The 17,111-nt window shown below is 62.2% G+C and carries 14 protein-coding genes; 4 read left to right on the top strand and 10 right to left on the bottom strand.

The window, feature by feature from the left end; all coding sequences use genetic code 11:
- The 10 genes from rbbA to RFER_RS00815 form a co-directional block, all read right to left on the bottom strand.
- The gene (gene rbbA / locus RFER_RS00860) at window positions 1-2,793 is read right to left on the bottom strand and encodes a ribosome-associated ATPase/putative transporter RbbA (RefSeq protein WP_011462502.1); all 2,793 of its coding nucleotides are present in this window, start codon (window positions 2,791-2,793) and stop codon (window positions 1-3) included.
- On the bottom strand, window positions 2,790-3,866 hold the full coding sequence (locus RFER_RS00855; protein ID WP_041789972.1) for an HlyD family secretion protein: 1,077 nt from the start codon (window positions 3,864-3,866) through the stop codon (window positions 2,790-2,792). The genes rbbA and RFER_RS00855 overlap by 4 nt, the downstream gene beginning before the upstream one ends.
- A 446-nt stretch (window positions 3,867-4,312) precedes the next feature.
- Window positions 4,313-5,629, bottom strand: coding sequence for an enoyl ACP reductase FabMG family protein (locus tag RFER_RS00850; RefSeq protein ID WP_011462500.1), 1,317 nt, complete (start codon window positions 5,627-5,629; stop codon window positions 4,313-4,315).
- Window positions 5,630-5,740: 111 nt separating this feature from the next.
- Window positions 5,741-6,379 carry an MBL fold metallo-hydrolase gene (locus RFER_RS00845; protein ID WP_011462499.1) on the bottom strand — a complete coding sequence of 213 codons (639 nt, stop codon included), beginning with the start codon at window positions 6,377-6,379 and terminating at the stop codon, window positions 5,741-5,743.
- Window positions 6,380-6,517: 138 nt separating this feature from the next.
- Window positions 6,518-7,741 (bottom strand): M20 family metallopeptidase, encoded by a 1,224-nt coding sequence (locus tag RFER_RS00840; RefSeq protein WP_011462498.1) that lies wholly within the window; start codon window positions 7,739-7,741, stop codon window positions 6,518-6,520.
- A 40-nt stretch (window positions 7,742-7,781) separates the two neighbouring features.
- A complete protein-coding gene (gene uraD / locus RFER_RS00835) occupies window positions 7,782-9,566 on the bottom strand; it encodes a 2-oxo-4-hydroxy-4-carboxy-5-ureidoimidazoline decarboxylase (RefSeq protein WP_011462497.1) in 1,785 nt (594 codons plus the stop codon).
- A gap of 50 nt (window positions 9,567-9,616) precedes the next feature.
- On the bottom strand, window positions 9,617-10,375 hold the full coding sequence (locus tag RFER_RS00830) for an amino acid ABC transporter ATP-binding protein (protein ID WP_011462496.1): 759 nt from the start codon (window positions 10,373-10,375) through the stop codon (window positions 9,617-9,619).
- Between the two features lie 3 nt (window positions 10,376-10,378).
- Window positions 10,379-11,023: an amino acid ABC transporter permease gene (locus tag RFER_RS00825; protein ID WP_011462495.1), complete on the bottom strand. Its 645-nt coding sequence runs from the start codon at window positions 11,021-11,023 to the stop codon at window positions 10,379-10,381.
- Window positions 11,024-11,033: 10 nt separating this feature from the next.
- The gene (locus RFER_RS00820) at window positions 11,034-11,696 is read right to left on the bottom strand and encodes an amino acid ABC transporter permease (protein WP_011462494.1); all 663 of its coding nucleotides are present in this window, start codon (window positions 11,694-11,696) and stop codon (window positions 11,034-11,036) included.
- A gap of 36 nt (window positions 11,697-11,732) precedes the next feature.
- On the bottom strand, window positions 11,733-12,530 hold the full coding sequence (locus RFER_RS00815; RefSeq protein ID WP_011462493.1) for a transporter substrate-binding domain-containing protein: 798 nt from the start codon (window positions 12,528-12,530) through the stop codon (window positions 11,733-11,735).
- 217 nt (window positions 12,531-12,747) lie between these two features.
- Here RFER_RS00815 and RFER_RS00810 point away from each other — a divergent pair, with 217 nt between their 5' ends.
- From RFER_RS00810 to RFER_RS00795, 4 genes are read left to right on the top strand one after another with little or no spacing between them, the layout of a single operon-like run.
- Window positions 12,748-13,599 (top strand): MurR/RpiR family transcriptional regulator, encoded by an 852-nt coding sequence (locus tag RFER_RS00810; RefSeq protein WP_011462492.1) that lies wholly within the window; start codon window positions 12,748-12,750, stop codon window positions 13,597-13,599.
- A 14-nt stretch (window positions 13,600-13,613) separates the two neighbouring features.
- On the top strand, window positions 13,614-14,846 hold the full coding sequence (locus RFER_RS00805) for a diaminopropionate ammonia-lyase (protein WP_011462491.1): 1,233 nt from the start codon (window positions 13,614-13,616) through the stop codon (window positions 14,844-14,846).
- Window positions 14,843-16,114, top strand: a complete 1,272-nt coding sequence (locus RFER_RS00800; RefSeq protein WP_011462490.1) for a Zn-dependent hydrolase — start codon at window positions 14,843-14,845, stop codon at window positions 16,112-16,114. The genes RFER_RS00805 and RFER_RS00800 overlap by 4 nt, the downstream gene beginning before the upstream one ends.
- Window positions 16,098-17,063, top strand: coding sequence for an N-carbamoyl-D-amino-acid hydrolase (locus tag RFER_RS00795; RefSeq protein ID WP_011462489.1), 966 nt, complete (start codon window positions 16,098-16,100; stop codon window positions 17,061-17,063). The genes RFER_RS00800 and RFER_RS00795 overlap by 17 nt, the downstream gene beginning before the upstream one ends.
- Window positions 17,064-17,111: the final 48 nt, after the last annotated feature.

Raw genomic sequence — 17,111 nt, 5'->3', positions numbered from 1 at the left:
TCAAGCCTCCTGCTTCTTGAGCAAAACGATGGCCAGGCCCATGATCACCGGCACGGCGACCAGCATGGGCCAGAACGAGGCCTGCAGGTCGGCAAAGCCCAGTGCCTTGCTGAACACCCCCCGGCTGATGGTGAGCATGTGGCTGGCAGGGTAGATTTCGCCAATCCAGCGCCCGCTGCCCTCCAGGGACGAAACCGGATTGATCAGGCCGGCAAACTGCACGGCCGGGAGCATGGTGCCCACCATGGCGAAAAACATCGCCGCAATCTGGCTGCGCGTGACGGTGGAGGCCAGCAGCCCCATGCCGGTCGAGCACACGCTGAAGATCAGCGCCGCCAGCGTCAGGGTGGCAAAGCTGCCGGTCATGGGCACGCCAAACACCGTGACAGCCGCCAGGCACATGAGGCCGTAATTGAACATCGCCAACATCAAATAGGGCAGTTGCTTGCCAATCAGGAATTCAGTGCGGGTGACGGGTGTGACGTACAGGTTGATGATGGAGCCCAACTCCTTCTCGCGCACCACCGCCAGCGCGGTCAGCATGGCGGGCAACATCAGCAACAACAGCGGGATCACGGCCGGCACCATGGCGGGCAAGCTGCGCACGTCCGGGTTGTAGCGGTAGCGTGTCTCCACGCTGATCAGGCTTGATGGTGTGATGCCGGTCTGATCGCGAACCTGTTGTGCGTACCACTGCTGGTGCATGCCCTGGGCGTAGCCGATCACCGTTTCGGCGCGCTGCGGCATGGCGCCGTCAATCCAGGCACCGATCTGCACCGACTGGCCGCGCGCCACGTCGCGTGCAAACCCCGGCGGAATCTCCAGCGCCAGGGACAGCTCGCCGCTGCGCATGCGCCGGTCCAGCTCCGCATAGTCGGTGATGGGCGGGCGTTCAACGAAATAGCGTGAGCCGGCCAGGTTCAGGGTGTAATCGCGACTCAGCGTGGTCTGATCGCGGTCCAGCACCGCAAAACGCAGGTTCCCCACATCCATGCTGATGCCGTAGCCCATCACGAACATCAGCAACAGCGAACCGAGCAAGGCGAGCGCGCCGCGCACGGGGTCGCGTTGTAATTCGAGCGATTCGCGCCATTGGTAGCTGTAAATACGTGCCAGACTGCGGCGCAGCCTGGCCGCAAGCCCTTTGGCTGGGGTCTGCCCAAGCGCTGCACCCACAGGGTCTGGCGCAGGCACAACGGCCGGTGTCTCGGTGCTCAGTGGCGCACCCGTCGTGTCATCAACGGCATCCCCGTCCGCATCCTTTAAATAGCCAATAAAGGCATCTTCCAACGTGGCTGCGCCACGCTTGGCCATGATCTGTGCTGGCGACGCGCTCTCCAACACCTGCCCGGCATGCATCAGCGAGATCCGGTCGCAGCGCTCAGCCTCATTCATGAAGTGGGTCGAAATGAAGATGGTCACCTTGTCGCGACGGGCCAGCTCGATCATCAGGCGCCAAAAGTTGTCACGCGCAATCGGGTCCACACCCGAGGTCGGCTCGTCCAGAATCAGCAGCTCGGGCTTGTGCACCGTGGCCACGGCCAGGGACAAGCGCTGGCGCATGCCCAAGGGCAATTGCTCCGGCAACGCGTCCTGCACCTCCCGCAGCCCGAAGCGTGCAAGCGATTCAGCGACCCTGCTCAGCAAGTCGGCATCGGGCACGTGGAACAAACGCGCGTGCAGCGCCAGGTTCTGTTGCACGGTCAGCTCGCCATAGAGCGAGAACGACTGCGACATGTAACCCACGCGGCTGCGCGTGGCCATGTCGCGTGAGTCCACCAGCTTGCCGAACAGCCAGGCCTGGCCCTCGCTGGCGGGCAGCAGGCCGGTCAGCATCTTCATGGTGGTGGACTTGCCGCATCCGTTGGAGCCGATGAAGCCGAAAATCTCGCCGCGCTGGATGCGAAAACTCACATGGTCCACGGCCACGAAGTCGCCGAAACGCATGGTCAAATCCCGCGCTTCTATCGCGACTTCAGCTTGGTCGTCCAGCGTCAAGGGTACGATCTCCACGCGCTGATGACCGCGCCGCTTTTCCTCTGGCAGCATGGCGATGAAGGCTGACTCCAACGTGCTGTGCCCGGTGCGTGCCAGCAGTTCGGTCGGCGTACCGGTGTCCAGCACGCGGCCATCGTCCATGGCCACCAGCCAATCAAAGCGCTGTGCCTCTTCCATGTAAGCCGTGGCCACCACCACACTCATGCCGGGGTGCTGGCCGCGGATGCGTGTAATCAGTTCCCAGAACTGGGCGCGGGCGAGTGGATCAACACCGGTCGTCGGTTCGTCCAGGATCAGCAGGTCCGGGTCGTGAATCAGTGCGCAGCACAGCCCCAGCTTTTGCTTCATGCCGCCGGAGAGTTTGCCCACCGGTCGCGCCAGAAATGGGTGCAGTCCGGTACTGCGTGTGAGTCCATCAATACGGCGCCGCCGCTCACTGACATCGTGACCGAACAGGCGCGCAAAAAATTGCAGGTTTTCTTCCACCGACAGCGTGGGGTAAAGGTTCTTGCCCAGGCCCTGCGGCATGAAGGCGATGTTCGGACACACCGCTTGCCTGTGCAGGCGCCTCGCCATGTCGCCCCCCAGTACCTCGACACGTCCTAGCTGAACCGCACGGGCGCCTGCCACCAGCGCCAACAGGCTCGATTTGCCGACACCGTCCGGGCCGATCAGGCCCACCATGCATCCGGCGGGAATATCCAGCGTTACGTCATTCAGCGCTGTGTTCTTTTTATAGCGCAGGGTCACCCCCTGAAGGCGTGCCACCGGGGGAGACGCTGGCGCCAGAGTCACGGTTCAGCTTTGACGGTCAGGTGGGATGGCCACTGAGCCTTGGAGTCAAGCTTGAGCCACGCCACCCCGGGCAAACCGGTCTTGACTTGCTCCAGATGCCGTTGCAGCAAGCCCGGATCGATCTGCGCCCGCACCCGGAACATGAGCTTTTGCCGCTCGCTGGCGGTTTCCACCGTCTTGGGTGTGAATTGGGCGGTACTGGCCACAAAAGACACTTTGGCCGGAATCACAAATTGCGGAGCCGCGTCCAACACAATACGCACATCGCTGCCCAGGGCGACACGTCCAGCCACGGTTTCAGGCAAGAAAAAAGTCATGTAAACATCGGACAGGTCAACCAGATTCAGCACACGCCCGCCGCCGCCCAGCACCTCGCCGGGTTGTGCCACCAGGAACTGCACGCGACCGTCTCGCGGCGACTTGAGCTCACTGTCGGCCAGTTCCACGTCAATACGGGCCAGCGTGGCCTCAAGTGCCCGCACATTGGCTTGCGCGCCAGAGATCTGGTTGCGTGCCGCAGAGATGCCGACCTGCGCTGCTTTGGCTTGCGACTTGGCAGCTGATACGCTGGCCTGCAAACTGCGCACTTTGGCACGGTCATCGTCCAGGAGTTGGCTGGAAAAGAAGCCTTCCTGAGCCAGTTTTTCCGAGCGCGGCAGTCGGCGCTGCGCGGTGTCGAGGTCGCTTTCACGCTGGGCCACCACAGCCAGCGTCGCCTGGTAATTGGCCTCTTGCTGGGCCACCTGAACTTCGGCACCGCTGACGGCTTGTTGCGCCTGCTGCAGTCGGGCCAGTGCCTCTTCGCGCTGGGCCTGCAGGCTCTCAATCTGCATCTGGGCGAGGGGCTGACCGGCTTTGACAAATTCCCCCTCGGCCACCAGGATTCTTTCCACGCGTCCGGCCAGCTTGGTGGCGATTGCGATCTCGGTGGCTTCGATGCGCCCGTTGCCGCTGACAAAACCCTCCCCCAAACCCTGTTCACGCCAGGGGCCCCATCCCAGCAGGGCCGCCGCTGCCGCAGCCAGCAACAAGGCGGAAGTGATGGCGGTCTTCAAATTCGTTTTCATTGGCATACCTCAGGATCAGCACCTTAAGCTCGGTCATTGCGCTGACTTCTCGTGTTCAGCTCACGGTAGGCGTTTGAACCCGCCTTTTTGTTAACGACTCCTCGGCCGGCCCGAGATTTCAGGCCCATGAAAATTATCCTCCCACGAATGTCCCGCCAAGCTGTCAAAAATCAAAGTCCGCGTGGAGCATCACGTGCGCGTGCAAGACTGATGGCAGAGACGCGAGTGCCGCTGATCTTGGATACGACCCTGGAAGGATTCGCACGCCATGGTTCAACAATTGGTGCCGGGAGGCGTTGAGACTTTGAACGTAGAAAGAAATGAAGCAAGACCTTGTCGATGTCTTGACCGAGAAATGATCCGGCCGCTTGAAGGACCGGGTCTGTCTGTAGACCTGACCTTCACCTGTACTCTCGCGAACGACTTGGTCGAGCGCGGCGGGTGCAGCGATCTCAGGCGTGAAGCTGATTCAGTTGCCGGGCAATGATGTCATGATTGAGCCACAACACCGGACCAGCAGGCGCAGAAGACTCGCGGAAAATCAGGGGTCCGGTGGCTTCGATCACGAAGCTGCTCAGCAGATCGGTGATCAGGGCTTTGTTGTCTTTGTGCATCTTCAGAATTTCGTCGGATGTGCCGATTGTCAAGTCAGCCTGGGCCGGGCTATTGGGCATGGGCCAGGCGGCAAAGTCACGGAAGCCCTGCATCACTTCACTGCCCTGAAAATCCGCAACCTTCTGCAAAACATCTTCCAGCGTGACCCCCTCAAGCAGGAGTTCACGGCAGGCCTGCCACTGCGCTTCGGCCCAGGCACCGCCCCCTTCTTTCTTCAGCGCGTTGAGGAGCAAGATCAGTGGCAGCTCGACGCCGGCGAAGATATCGGATGAGTTGGTTCGGATTTCCGGGCAGTTGTAGACCGTTGCCTTGATGTTGTGGCTCCACGCCGCCTGCGCAATGCACTCAAGTCGCATCTTGGCCCGACCCTGGGTGTAGTTGGTGTAGGTCTGCCACTCGTAAGAATCGTCGATGAGGACTTCCGTCCCGTGGTAACCATAGGCCGAGTAGCGAACCTGGCCGCCCGAAGTTTCTACCCGCGCGCGGATCGTCTGACTTGCGTCAATGAGGTGCTGGAAGGTGTTGGCCGACACTTCATCGAAGTTCTTCAGAATCAGCTTGCCCAGATCGCTCTCCAGCAGGACCTGGGACGACATGAAGCGGTCCCCGCGCCCTTTGTAGACGCGATTGGCAATGGCCAGGAACACCTTGGCCTTGGGAATGCCACCCGCCATCGTGTGGGCAAAAAAGACATTGCGACCATCAGGGACCATGCCATTAAGAAGGGTCATCACTTCGGCCACCGAATCCCTGAAACGCCTGATGCCGACTTCCCGGCATTTTTCGATATGCGCCCAGTCGAGCTTGTCGTCCATCCAGGTCTTGAGCGTCATGCTGCCGAGCAGATCGGTCGGCGTAGGCTCGCCCGCCGGTGCATCGAGATCGAAGCCGGCCATCAAGGGAACGTTGATGATTTTTCCGCCCAGTCCGGCCTCTGCAGCCGCGAGTTCCTGATCGTTGAGGGGGCGCAGCACATTGTCTGCGTCGCGCCGTCCAACCGTGATGCCGACGATCTGCATTCCCGCCTTGCGCGCTTCATTGACGAGGCCGTTAGCGTAACCACGTCCAAAAAGTTCGCCGAACAGCACGAACACATCATCCTTGTGAAAGATATTTTGCTGAGGAAGTTGATGCAAAGAGGTACGATTTTTCATGTGGGCATTATCTCTTTAGACAAAGGTGTGACTTGGCAACGCGAAGCTGAACGACGGCTCCCTCTGCCAACTCGACGTTGAAATTCCCTTGCCAAAAGGAGGAACGCAGGCTTATGTGTCCCGCACGTAGGGGTTGCTGCGCCGCTCAATCCCGAAGGTGCTCTCGGGTCCATGGCCTGGAACAAATACAGTGTCATTACCCATGGGCCACAGACGCTGCGTGATACTGGCGATCAGGGTGTCATGGTCGCCTTGGGGCAAGTCCGTACGGCCGATCGAGCCCGCAAACAATACATCCCCGACAAAGGCGCGATTGGCTTCACTCGAATAGAACACCACATGCCCCGGCGTGTGGCCCGGACAATGCCGCACCGTCAGGGTGCTATGACCCAGCTTGACCGTATCACCATCGTTGAGCCAACGAGTTGGCGTGAAAGTCTGAACATGCGCAAAGCCGAACATTTTTCCCTGTAGCGCCAAGCCATCGATCAAGAACTGATCCGCTTGATGCGGCCCGATGATGGGCAGGCCAAACCTGAGCGCCAGCTCCGCGGCTCCTCCTGCATGGTCGATGTGCCCATGCGTCAGCCAGATCTGGTCAAGAACCAGGCCTGCGCGCGCGACTTGTGCCAACACCCGTTCCAGATCCCCACCGGGATCAAGTACGGCGGTCTTCATCGTCTGGTCGCACCACAGCAGCGAGCAGTTTTGTTGATAGGGCGTCACGGGGACGGTCAGATAGCGCAGCATAGGCAAGGATTGTCAGCCAATCGAAACAAGAAGGCAGATTCGCAATTAAAACATCACAGGCATCCTGGTCTGCGGTATTTTGGCTGCGTTTGGGAGTGGAGGGGTCGATCATTTCTCATAAGAGGGGTCTTCAAGCGCTTAGCTCAGCAAATCCAGCAGGCTGCGTGCGATGACCTTGGTGGCGCGGCGCAGGTCCTGCAAATCGAGGTTTTCATCGGCACGCTTGGCGTTGGATTCCAGCACCGTGCGCGGGCCGGCGCCATAAATGACGCCGGGAATGCCAGCCTCGCAGAAGATCCGCACATCGGTATAGAGCGGCGTGCCCAGCACGGGGATGGTTTCGCCAAACACCTCGCTGGCATGCTTTTGCAGGACTTGCACCAGCGGCTTGTTTCCCGGCAGCGGCTTCAATGCATTGGCCAGCAGAATGCGCTTTACCTCCACGGTAATGCCTGGGGTTAGCGCTGCGGCATCGGCAATTACCTGGCGAATATTGGCTTCCACTTCTGCCGGGGTTTCCTCGGGGATCATGCGGCGGTCGAGCTTGAGAGTCACACGTGCGGGCACCACATTGGTGTTCGTGCCGCCTTCAATGCTGCCGACGTTCAGGTAGGGGTGCTTGATACCTGCCACGTTTGAAGTGATCTGCTCATACAGCGTGTTTTGCGCATACAGCGCGGTCAGGATCTTGTTGGCACCTTGCAGCGCGTCAATGCCGGTTTCGGGAATGGCCGCGTGCGCCATCTTGCCGTGTACCGTGACTTGCATTTGGAGGCAACCGTTGTGTGCAGTCACCACTTGGTAGCTGAAACCCGCGGCAATCATCAGGTCGGGCTTTGTGAGCTTGTTTTGCAGCAACCAGGCCGGGCCCACTTCACCACCAAACTCTTCGTCGTAGGTAAACAGCAGCTCCACATTGCCATGCAGGGCAATGCCCAGCGATTCCAGCGCACGCACGGCAAAGGCGTAAGTGGAGAAGTCGCACTTGCTCACCGCCGCCGCGCGGCCGTAAATTTTTCCGTTTTCAATCTCACCCCCGTAGGGGCCGTGCACCCAGCCTTCACCGGGAGGCACTACATCGCCGTGGGCGTTGAGCGCAATGGTGCGACCTACGCCGTATTGGCGGCGCACGACCAGATTGGTAATGGTTTGCAGACCGGCGGCCTTGACCAACTCGTGGGGAACGGCGTGGCGCTCGGTTGTCAGTCCCATGGCGTCCAGCAAGTCGGCAGCGCGCTCGGCGTGTGGTGTGTTGTTGCCTGGAGGGGTATCGGTGGGAACCTGAATGAGTTGCTGCAGGAACTTCACCTGCTCGTCAAAGTGCGTGTCAATCCAGGCGTCGAGTTGTTCGTGGTGGTTCATGGGTGTTCCAGTCAAAAGCAAAGGGCTGAAGGCACAGGCCTCAGCTTAGCTCTTGCGCCAGAGAGTTGAGAAGGTGTTCAAACGCTTGCACGGCAAGCTGCATGTCGTCGCTGCTGGTGGACTCCAGCGGGTTGTGGCTGATGCCTGCGTTCTCACCGCGTACAAACAGCATGGCCTGGGGCAGAAGGTCGTGCAGCTTCATGGCGTCATGGCCCGCGCCGCTGGGCATGCGGTGCAGCGGCAGGCCCAGCGCTGCGACCGCAGCTTCCCAGCGTTGCTGCCAGGCGGGAGCGCTGGGGGCGGCGCTGGCACGCAGGGTCTCGGTCAGGTGGTAATGCAGGCCGCGTGCCTTGGCTATTTGCTCAATTCTTGCCAGCACATCGCTGGCCATGGCATCGCGTTGCGCATCGGTGGGTGCGCGCAAGTCCAGCGAGAACTGGCAGCGCCCGGGCACCACGTTGATGGAGCCGCCAGGCACATTCAGGATACCTACGGTGCCCACCGAATCGCTGTCGGCAGCGGCACGGCTTTCGACGTAGAGCATCAGCTCGGCGACACCTGCAGCCGCATCGCGGCGGCGGTCCATTGGCGTGGTTCCAGCATGGCTGGTCATGCCCAGCATTTCGCCGGTATGGCGCACGCTGGCGTTGATAGAGGTGACGATGCCCAGCGGCAAGTTCAACTCGCTCAGCACCGGCCCTTGCTCGATATGCACTTCCACAAAGCCCATGTAGTCAGAGGCAATGCGCTTGAGCTTGGGGATGTCGTCAATGCAGAGCCCCGCCTGTTTCATGGCCTGGCGCATGCTGATGCCATCGGCATCCACCTGATCGAGCCAATCGGGCTTGAAGTCACCGGTGAGCGCGCCGGAGCCGAGAAAAGTGGCTTTGTAGCGCTGGCCCTCTTCTTCAGCAAAGGCAATGATTTCCAGATCGAAGGGCAGGCGCTTGTTGGCTCTTTTAAGCCCTTGCACGCAAGCCAGCGGCACAAAGATACCCAGGCGTCCGTCATACTTACCTCCATTGCGCACGGTGTCATAGTGACTGCCGGTCATCAGGGCCTTGGGGCTTGCGCCCGTGCCCTTGTAGCGCCCCACCACATTCCCTACAGCGTCGATATGCACTTTGTCGCATCCGGCCTCACGCATGTTGTTGCTGATGCGCTGTGCGCAGGCGCGGTGGGCGTCGGTGAGGTAGGTGACGGTGAGCTGGCCCAGTTCGGCGTAGCCGGGGTCGCTGTACTGCGCCAGGGCTTCCTGCCAGTCCCATACCAAATTGCCACGCTCAATCGACCTACCGAACCTGTCGTTGAGGCGAATCTCGGCCATGCGGTGCACATTTCGCAAGCCTTCCTGAAACTCATGGTCAGGGTGACTCTGCAGTCGCCGCTCAAAGGTGGCCATGATCTCGGCTTTTTGCAACCCCAGACCGCGCGGCCCACGCAGCGCGAGAATAAAGGGAAAACCAAACCTGGCGTTGTAGTCACTGTTGAGCTGCTGGATCTTTTCAAATTCAGCGGGCGTGCAGTGCGTGAGACCTGCCTTGTTCGGCTCATGGGTGGATTCGACGGTGAGGCTCTTGTCCGCCAAGGCCCTGCCCGCCAGCTCAGGGTGGGCGCGCAGAAGTGCGAGTTGTGCGTCCTTGCCGGCATTCGTCGCCACCTGGCAGAGCGCATATTTGAACTGCGCCAGCGACCGGAAGGGACGCTGCTGCAGGGCCGCGCGGGCAATCCAGGGGGAGTGCTCGTACAGGCCGGCGACCATGGCGCGGGCGTCGTCCAGCGAGGCTGCGTTAAGTTGGTCCAAAGTCAAAGGTGGAGTTGCCATGGCATGAATTTTCGATTGGCATCCACGGTCGCAGCCGACACTTCTCGGGATCAGTCGCGTAAAGCCGACAGAAACTGCCGCAGCTCGGGTGTCTGCGGCCGGTTAAAAATCTCGTCCGGCGTGCCCGCTTCGTGGATCAGCCCCTGGTGCATGAACACCACGCGGTCGCTGACCTTGCGGGCAAAGGCCATCTCATGGGTGACCAGAATCAGGGTCATGCCATCAACGGCCAGCATCTCCACCACCTGCAGCACTTCGCCCACCAGTTCCGGATCCAGCGCCGACGTAATTTCATCGCACAGCAGCACGGTGGGTGCCATGGCCAGCGCACGGGCAATGGCCACGCGCTGCTGCTGCCCGCCCGAGAGTTGATCGGGCATGCGGTCAAACAGGCTGCCCAATCCCACGCGCTCCAGCAGCGCTTGGGCGCGGGCTTTGGCCTCCTCCTTGGGCAAGTCCTTGACCAGGGTCGGGGCCAGCATCACGTTGCGCCCGGCGCTCAGGTGCGGGAACAGGTTGAAGCTCTGAAAAATCATGCCCACCTGCTGGCGCAGCTCGCGCATGGCGTTGGCATCGCCGTGTTGCAAGGCCTGGCCGTCCACGGTCAGCGTGCCACGCTCAAAGGTCTCCAGGCCGTTGATACAACGCAATAGCGTGCTCTTGCCCGAGCCGCTCTTGCCGATGATGCTGACCACTTCCTTGCGGCCCACCTGCAGGTCAATGCCCTTGAGCACTTCGGTGGCGCCAAAACTCTTGTGCAGGCCACGAATGTCAACCAGCGCAAACGGGGAATTCGGTGATGTAGTCATAGCTCAGGCCAAACGGCGGTTTTCCAGCCGCTGGCTCCACCACGACAGCGGGTAGCACAGGGCAAAGTACAGAAGACCCACAAAGATGTAGGCCAGAAACGGTTGGTAGGTGGCGTTGGAGATCATCTGCCCGGCCTTGGTCAGCTCCACAAAGCCGATCACCGAGGCCAGCGCCGTGCCCTTGATGATCTGCACCAGAAAGCCCACCGTGGGTGCAATCGCCACGTGCAGCGCCTGCGGCAGGATCACATGGCGCATCTGCTGGGTAAAGTTCAGCGCCAGGCTGGTGGAGGCTTCCCACTGGCCTTTTGGAATGGCGTTGACGCAACCGCGCCAGATTTCGGTCAGGTAGGCACTGGCATACAAGGTGAGGCAAATCGCCGCCGCCACCAATGGCGAGGTGTCCATGCCCAGCAGGGCTAGACCAAAGTAGACCAGAAAGAGCTGCATCAAGAGCGGCGTGCCCTGAAAGATTTGCACATACCAGGCTACCGCCGTGGCCGCGCCGCGCAGCTTGGCAAAGCGCAGCATGAGCAGGCCCAGGCCAACCAGGCCACCGCCAATGAAGGCAATCAGCGAGAGCGCCGCCGTCCAGCGCAGCGCCCCCAGCAAAAAGGTGAAGATGTCCCAGAGAGAAAACTGAACCATGTGGCCCCCGTTAACGGCTGGAAAAGATGAAGCGCGGACCGACCCAGTACAGCAACTGCCGCAGCGCAATGGCCAGCAGCAGATAGATGCCGGTCACGATGATGTAGGACTCAAAACTGCGGAAAGTGCGGCTGGAAATCAGGTTCGCCGCCTGCGAGAGTTCTTCCGCCGAGATTTGCCCGCACACCGCCGAGCCCAACATGACGATGATGATCTGGCTCACCAGCGCCGGCCAGATACGCGCCAATGCTGGCGGCAACACCACGCGCGAGAAGGTTTGCCACGGGGTCAGCGCCAGGCTCATGGCCGCTTCCAACTGGCCCCTGGGGGTGGTCTGCAAACCGGCGCGCACGATCTCGCACGCATAGGCCCCCAGGTTCAACACCATGGCCAGCACGCTCGCCATTTCCACCGACAGCCGCAGCCCCAGCGAAGGCAGGCCAAAGAAGATGAAGAACAGCTGGATGATGAACGGCGTGTTGCGCACCAGTTCCACGTAGGCACCCACCACCCGTTTCAGCATCGGGCCGCCATGCAGACGCGCCCAGGCACAGGCCGTGCCCGCCAGCGTGCCCAGCAGCGCCGAGAAGGCGGTCAGCGTCACCGTCAGGCCCAACCCGCGCAAGAGCATGGGCCACTGTGCCAGCACGGTGCCAAAGTTGAATTCAATCATGGCGACTCAAAAGTGTGGTGCGCGTGCTGTTGCGACTTACTCAGGCAACACGCCGGTACCGCGGCCCAGCCATTTTTGTGAGTATTTCTCCAGCGTACCGTCGGCCTTGGCCGCCAGCAGGATTTCGTTCACCTTGGTCATCAGCGCGGTTTCGCCCTTGCGCACGCCGATGAAGTTGGGCGAGTCTTTCAGCAGCAGCTTGTATTCGGCCTGCACCTGCGGGTTCTTCTGCACGGCAGCGGCAGCCACGGCCGCGCCGGTGGCCAGCAACTGGGTTTGTTGCGAGATGAAGGCGGCCACGGTGGTGGCATCGTCTTCAAAGCGCTGGATCTTGAGCGTGGGCGGGGCCACCTTTTGCAGCACGTCGTCCTGAATGGTGCCGCGGGTCACGGCAATGCTTTTGCCCGCCAGATCGTCAAAGCTCTTGATGCTCAATGCCTTGGGGCCAAACACGGCCTGGAAGAACGGTGCGTAGGCCACGGTGAAGTCGATCACCTTCTCGCGCTCGGGGTTCTTGCCCAGGGCCGAGACGATCAAGTCGATCTTCTTGGTCTGCAGGTAGGGAATGCGGTTGGGCGTGCTCACCGGCACAAGTTCGGCCTTCACGCCCAGCTTGTCGGCAATCAACTGCGCCGTGGCCACGTCCACGCCGGTGAGTTTGAAGTCCGGGCCCATGTAGCCATAGGGCGGAAAGTCGGAGGCCACGCCCAGCGCGATGGACTTCTTGGCCAGGATCGAACTCAGCGAATCATCCGCCGCATGGGCCGGTGTGGCCAAAGACAAAACGGCGCTGGCAAACACACCAGCCAATGTAGAAAGCAGTTTGAATTTCATGGAAGGTTCCTGTTCAAGATAAGTGGATAAATGGGACATGCCAAGCCTTGCGCAAGATGTGTGCCACCTGTTTGGCCTGGCATTGCCCTTGCAAACAGATGGTGGACAATATGAAATATCTGTTTCTCAAGCATTAATTCATGAAAAATGTGTTTCTACTTGGTGCAAACGCCCCGTTTTGGGGAAGTCAGCACCAAAACCAACCGGTCGCCTTGTCATGACCCAGATCATCACCCTGCGCGAGCGCATCCAGGCCCACTACGAGGCGCTGTCCCTGGTGGACCGCAAGCTGGCCGACGTGGTGCTGGTCCATGAAAAAGACCTGCTGGCCTACAGCGCCACCGAGCTGGCGGCGCTGGCCGGTGTCTCCAAGGCCAGCACGGCGCGCTTCTTCAAGCGCCTGGGCTTTGCCGACTTTCTGGCGTTTCGCCAGCATCAGCGCAAGAGCGCTCCTCAGCCCTCGCCTTTGGGTCGCGTGGCGCAGCAAGGCCTGCGCGCCAACCCCTTGCAGCAGCACGTTGCGCAGGATGCACAGCAGTTACAGGCGCTGGCCGACGCCGTAACCGATCAAAGCGTGCAGCAGGCGGCCAAGTTGCTGGCGGGTGCGCGTCGCGTCTGGGTGGTCGGTTACCGCAACGGCTACATGACCGCGTCCTATGCGCGGGCGCTGCTGTCGCAGGTGCGCGCCGAAGTCCACCTGCTCAACGAAGGCGCTGGTGAAGATGCCGAGCTGCTGGCCGAAATCCAGCGCGGCGACGTGCTGCTGGCCATGGACTTTCGCCGGCGCACCCGCCGTCTAAGCCAGGTGGTGGGCATTGCCTGTGATGCCGGTGCCGCGCTGGTGCTGGTCAGCGATGCGCGTGTCTCCACGCTGGCGGCACGCGCCCAGGCCCTGTTCATCTGCCCGCCGCAGGGTGAGGCCATTTTTGACTCCTATGTGGGAGTCATCAGCCTCATCAACTACCTGGCCACCGCCACGCTGGCCCACCTGCCCCAAAAAGCCCGCGCCCGCATGGCCGCCATCGAACAAGTCCATGCCCAACTGGACGACCTGGAACCCTCTCTTTAAACCAAAGCACGCCCATGCCACAACTTGCAAAACACCCGTTCACTCTGCTGCCCAATGCTCGCTTCCAGCAAGCCGAGCCCTATGGCGCACATCGCAGCACCCTACTCAGCGCAAGCGCCCTGGCGCAAGCGCAGACCGTCATCACTTCATGGCCGGGTTACACCGTGACCCGCCTGTGCTCGCTGCCTGTGCTTGCCCGCACGGCAGGCGTGGCCAGCATCCACTACAAGGACGAAGCTACCCGCTTTGGCCTGGGCAGCTTCAAAGGGCTGGGCGGGGCCTATGCCGTGGCGCGCCTGCTGTGCCGTGAGCTGGGCCAGCGCCTGGGCCGCCCGGTGAGCCATGCCGATCTGCAGAGTGACCCCGCGCTGCGCCAGGCCTGCGGCGACATCACCGTCACCTGCGCCACCGACGGCAACCATGGCCGCTCGGTGGCCTGGGGCGCGCAGATGCTGGGCTGCCGCTGCGTCATCTACATCCACGCCACCGTGAGCGAGGGGCGCAAGGACGCGATTGCCCGCTACGGCGCGCAGGTGGTGCGCACCGCGGGCAATTACGACGACTCGGTGCAGCAGGCCGACCGCGACGCAAAAACCAATGGCTGGTTTGTGATCTCTGACACCTCCTACCCCGGTTACATGGACATTCCCCGCGACGTGATGCAGGGCTACCAGTTGATGGTGCACGAGGCGGTGAGCGCCCTGCCGCAGTGGCCTACGCACGTGTTTGTGCAAGCCGGCGTCGGCGGTTTTGCGGCGGCGGTCTGCGCCTATTTCTGGGAACGCAGCGCCGAGCAGCGCCCGGTGTTCGTGGTGGTGGAGCCCGAGCGGGCCGACTGCCTGCTACAAAGCGCGCGCGCCGGTGCCGTGGTCGCTGTCAAGGGCGACCTGGACACACTGATGGCCGGCCTGGCCTGCGGCGAAGTCTCGCTGCTGGCTTGGGACATTCTGGCCACCGGTGCCAACGCCTTTTGCACCATCCCCGATGCCGCCGCCGTGGACACCATGCGCCTGCTGGCCAGCCCGCAGGGCGGTGACCCGGTCATCGTCGCCGGTGAGTCCGCCGTGGCGGGCCTGGCCGCGGCCCTGCTCGCCGCGCACGACAGCACTGCCCGCGCGTCACTCGGCCTGGGGGTAGAGAGCCGCGTGCTGCTGTTTGGCAGCGAGGGCGATACCGACCCCGCCCTGTACCAGCAACTGGTGGGCCGCAGTGCAGCCCAGGTGCTGCAGGATGGGGCCTCTGTATGACATCACCACAGATCAACGCAGGGCGCCTACTAGCCAGCCTGCACGCGCTGGGCCAGATCGGTGCGCTGCCCGGCGGCGGTGTCAACCGCCTGGCCCTGAGTGATGCCGACCGCGAGGGGCGCGACTGGACCGTGGCACGCATGCGTGAGCTGAGCATGCGCGTCGACATCGACGCCATCGGCAACATCGTCGGCACCTTCCCCGGCACCGAAGACCTGCCCCCGGTGATGGTGGGCTCGCATATCGACACCGTGCGCACCGGCGGCCTGTATGACGGCAACTACGGCGTGCTGTCTGGCCTGGAAGTGGTGACCGCGCTGCGCGAGGCGGGCGTCCAGCCCCGCCGCCCGCTGGCCGTGGCCGTGTTCACCAACGAAGAAGGCGCACGCTTCCAGCCCGACATGATGGGCAGCCTGGTCTATGTCGGCGGCCTGCCCCTACCAGACGCGCTAGCCACCTGCGATGCCGACGGTGTGTCGGTGCAGGCCGAGCTGCAACGCATCGGCTACCAGGGCACAGCCCCGGTTGGCGCACCGCTGGTGGATAGCTATGTGGAGTTGCACATCGAGCAAGGTCCGGTGCTGGAACAACTGGGCTTGCAGATCGGTGTGGTCGAAGGTGTGCAAGGTATCTCATGGACCGAGTTCACCGTGGAGGGCCAGTCCAACCACGCTGGCACCACGCCCATGGCGCTGCGCCACGATGCCGCGCTGGTGGCCGCACAGGTGGCGGTGTTTATGCGCGCACTGAGCGCACGCCTGGGTGGCCGCCAACTGGCCACCGTGGGTGCGGTGCGGCTCAGTCCGAACCTGGTCAACGTCATCGCGCAAAAGGCCGTGTTCACCGTGGACCTGCGCAACACCGACAGCGCCGCGCTGGCCCAAGCCGAAAGCGATTTACACGCCTACGCCCAGCAAGCCGCGCAGGCCGAGGGTGTGCGCATCACCAGCCGCACGCTGGCCCGCTTTGAGCCCGTGGCCTTTGACCCCATGGTGGTCAATCTGGTGGAGCAGCAAACCCAAGCCCTGGGCTGCACTTACCAGCGTATGCCCAGCGGCGCCGGGCACGACGCGCAAATGCTGGCCCGCGTCTGCCCCAGCGCCATGGTCTTTGTGCCCAGCGTGGGCGGCCTCAGCCACAACGTGCGCGAGCACACAGCACCCGCCGACCTGCAACGCGGCGCGCAAGTGCTGCTGCAAGTGGTGCTGGCGCTGGCCAACCGACCTTCCCAACTTCTACCCTTGAACTTCTATGCCCCGCTACCTTAACGTCGCCCTTGGCCAACTCGGCCCCATCCAACGTGCCGACTCCCGCACCCAGGTGGTGGCGCGCCTGTGTGAGCTGATGCGCCAGGCCCACGCCGTGGGTGCACAACTCATCGTCTTCCCCGAGCTGGCGCTCACCACCTTCTTTCCGCGCTGGTACATCGAAGACGAAGCCGAGATCAACAGCTTCTTTGAGCAATCCATGCCCAACGCCGCCACGCAGCCGCTGTTTGATTTATCCAAAGCGCTGGGCGTAGGCTTCTACCTGGGCTACGCCGAGCTGGCGCAAGAGGCCACGGGCGCGGTGCGCTACAACACCTCCATCCTGGTGGACCGCAGCGGCCAGATCGTGGCCAAGTACCGCAAGGTGCACTTGCCCGGCCACAAGGAACACGAGCCCTGGCGGCGCTTCCAGCATCTGGAGAAGCGCTACTTCACTGCCGGAGACGGCTGGGAGGTAACGCAGGCCTTTGGCGGCGTCGTGGGCATGGCCATCTGCAACGACCGGCGCTGGGCCGAGACCTACCGCGTGATGGGCCTGCAAGGCGTGGAGATGGTGCTGATCGGCTACAACACCCCGGTGCACAACGCCCCGGCGCCAGAGCATGACGACCTGTCACTGTTCCACAACCAGCTCTCCATGCAGGCCGGTGCCTACCAGAACGGCACCTGGGTCGTGGGCGTGGCCAAGGCCGGTGTGGAAGAAGGCGTGGACAGCATCGGCGGCAGCTGCATCATCGCCCCATCCGGCGAGGTGGTGGCGCGCTGCCTGACCAAGGGCGACGAGATGGCGATTGCCCGCTGCGACCTGGACTTTTGCGCCATCTACAAACGCACCACCTTCAACTTCGACCTGCACCGCCAGCCGCAGGCCTATGGGCTAATCACGCAGCGCAAGGGGGAGACGTTGGGGGCGGATGGGACGGTGTGGGCTGCACCGTCTGGGGTTTGAGGGTGCTATTGATTGTGTAGCTGCTTGCGCAGTGTTGACGGGGGCTAG

It is taken from the genome of Rhodoferax ferrireducens T118 (genome assembly GCF_000013605.1).
GTDB classification, from domain to species: domain Bacteria; phylum Pseudomonadota; class Gammaproteobacteria; order Burkholderiales; family Burkholderiaceae_C; genus Rhodoferax; species Rhodoferax ferrireducens.
This window is presented reverse-complemented; position numbering and strand designations above follow the sequence as displayed.

What these genes read in the sequence shown, in the direction of transcription:
- RFER_RS00855 (WP_041789972.1), bottom strand. Translation starts at nt 3,866, where the DNA reads ATGCCAATGAAAACGAATTTGAAGACCGCCATCACTTCCGCCTTGTTG.
- RFER_RS00850 (WP_011462500.1), bottom strand. Translation starts at nt 5,629, where the DNA reads ATGAAAAATCGTACCTCTTTGCATCAACTTCCTCAGCAAAATATCTTT.
- RFER_RS00845 (WP_011462499.1), bottom strand. Translation starts at nt 6,379, where the DNA reads ATGCTGCGCTATCTGACCGTCCCCGTGACGCCCTATCAACAAAACTGC.
- RFER_RS00840 (WP_011462498.1), bottom strand. Translation starts at nt 7,741, where the DNA reads ATGAACCACCACGAACAACTCGACGCCTGGATTGACACGCACTTTGAC.
- uraD (WP_011462497.1), bottom strand. Translation starts at nt 9,566, where the DNA reads ATGGCAACTCCACCTTTGACTTTGGACCAACTTAACGCAGCCTCGCTG.
- RFER_RS00830 (WP_011462496.1), bottom strand. Translation starts at nt 10,375, where the DNA reads ATGACTACATCACCGAATTCCCCGTTTGCGCTGGTTGACATTCGTGGC.
- RFER_RS00825 (WP_011462495.1), bottom strand. Translation starts at nt 11,023, where the DNA reads ATGGTTCAGTTTTCTCTCTGGGACATCTTCACCTTTTTGCTGGGGGCG.
- RFER_RS00820 (WP_011462494.1), bottom strand. Translation starts at nt 11,696, where the DNA reads ATGATTGAATTCAACTTTGGCACCGTGCTGGCACAGTGGCCCATGCTC.
- RFER_RS00815 (WP_011462493.1), bottom strand. Translation starts at nt 12,530, where the DNA reads ATGAAATTCAAACTGCTTTCTACATTGGCTGGTGTGTTTGCCAGCGCC.
- RFER_RS00810 (WP_011462492.1), top strand. Translation starts at nt 12,748, where the DNA reads ATGACCCAGATCATCACCCTGCGCGAGCGCATCCAGGCCCACTACGAG.
- RFER_RS00805 (WP_011462491.1), top strand. Translation starts at nt 13,614, where the DNA reads ATGCCACAACTTGCAAAACACCCGTTCACTCTGCTGCCCAATGCTCGC.
- RFER_RS00800 (WP_011462490.1), top strand. Translation starts at nt 14,843, where the DNA reads ATGACATCACCACAGATCAACGCAGGGCGCCTACTAGCCAGCCTGCAC.
- RFER_RS00795 (WP_011462489.1), top strand. Translation starts at nt 16,098, where the DNA reads ATGCCCCGCTACCTTAACGTCGCCCTTGGCCAACTCGGCCCCATCCAA.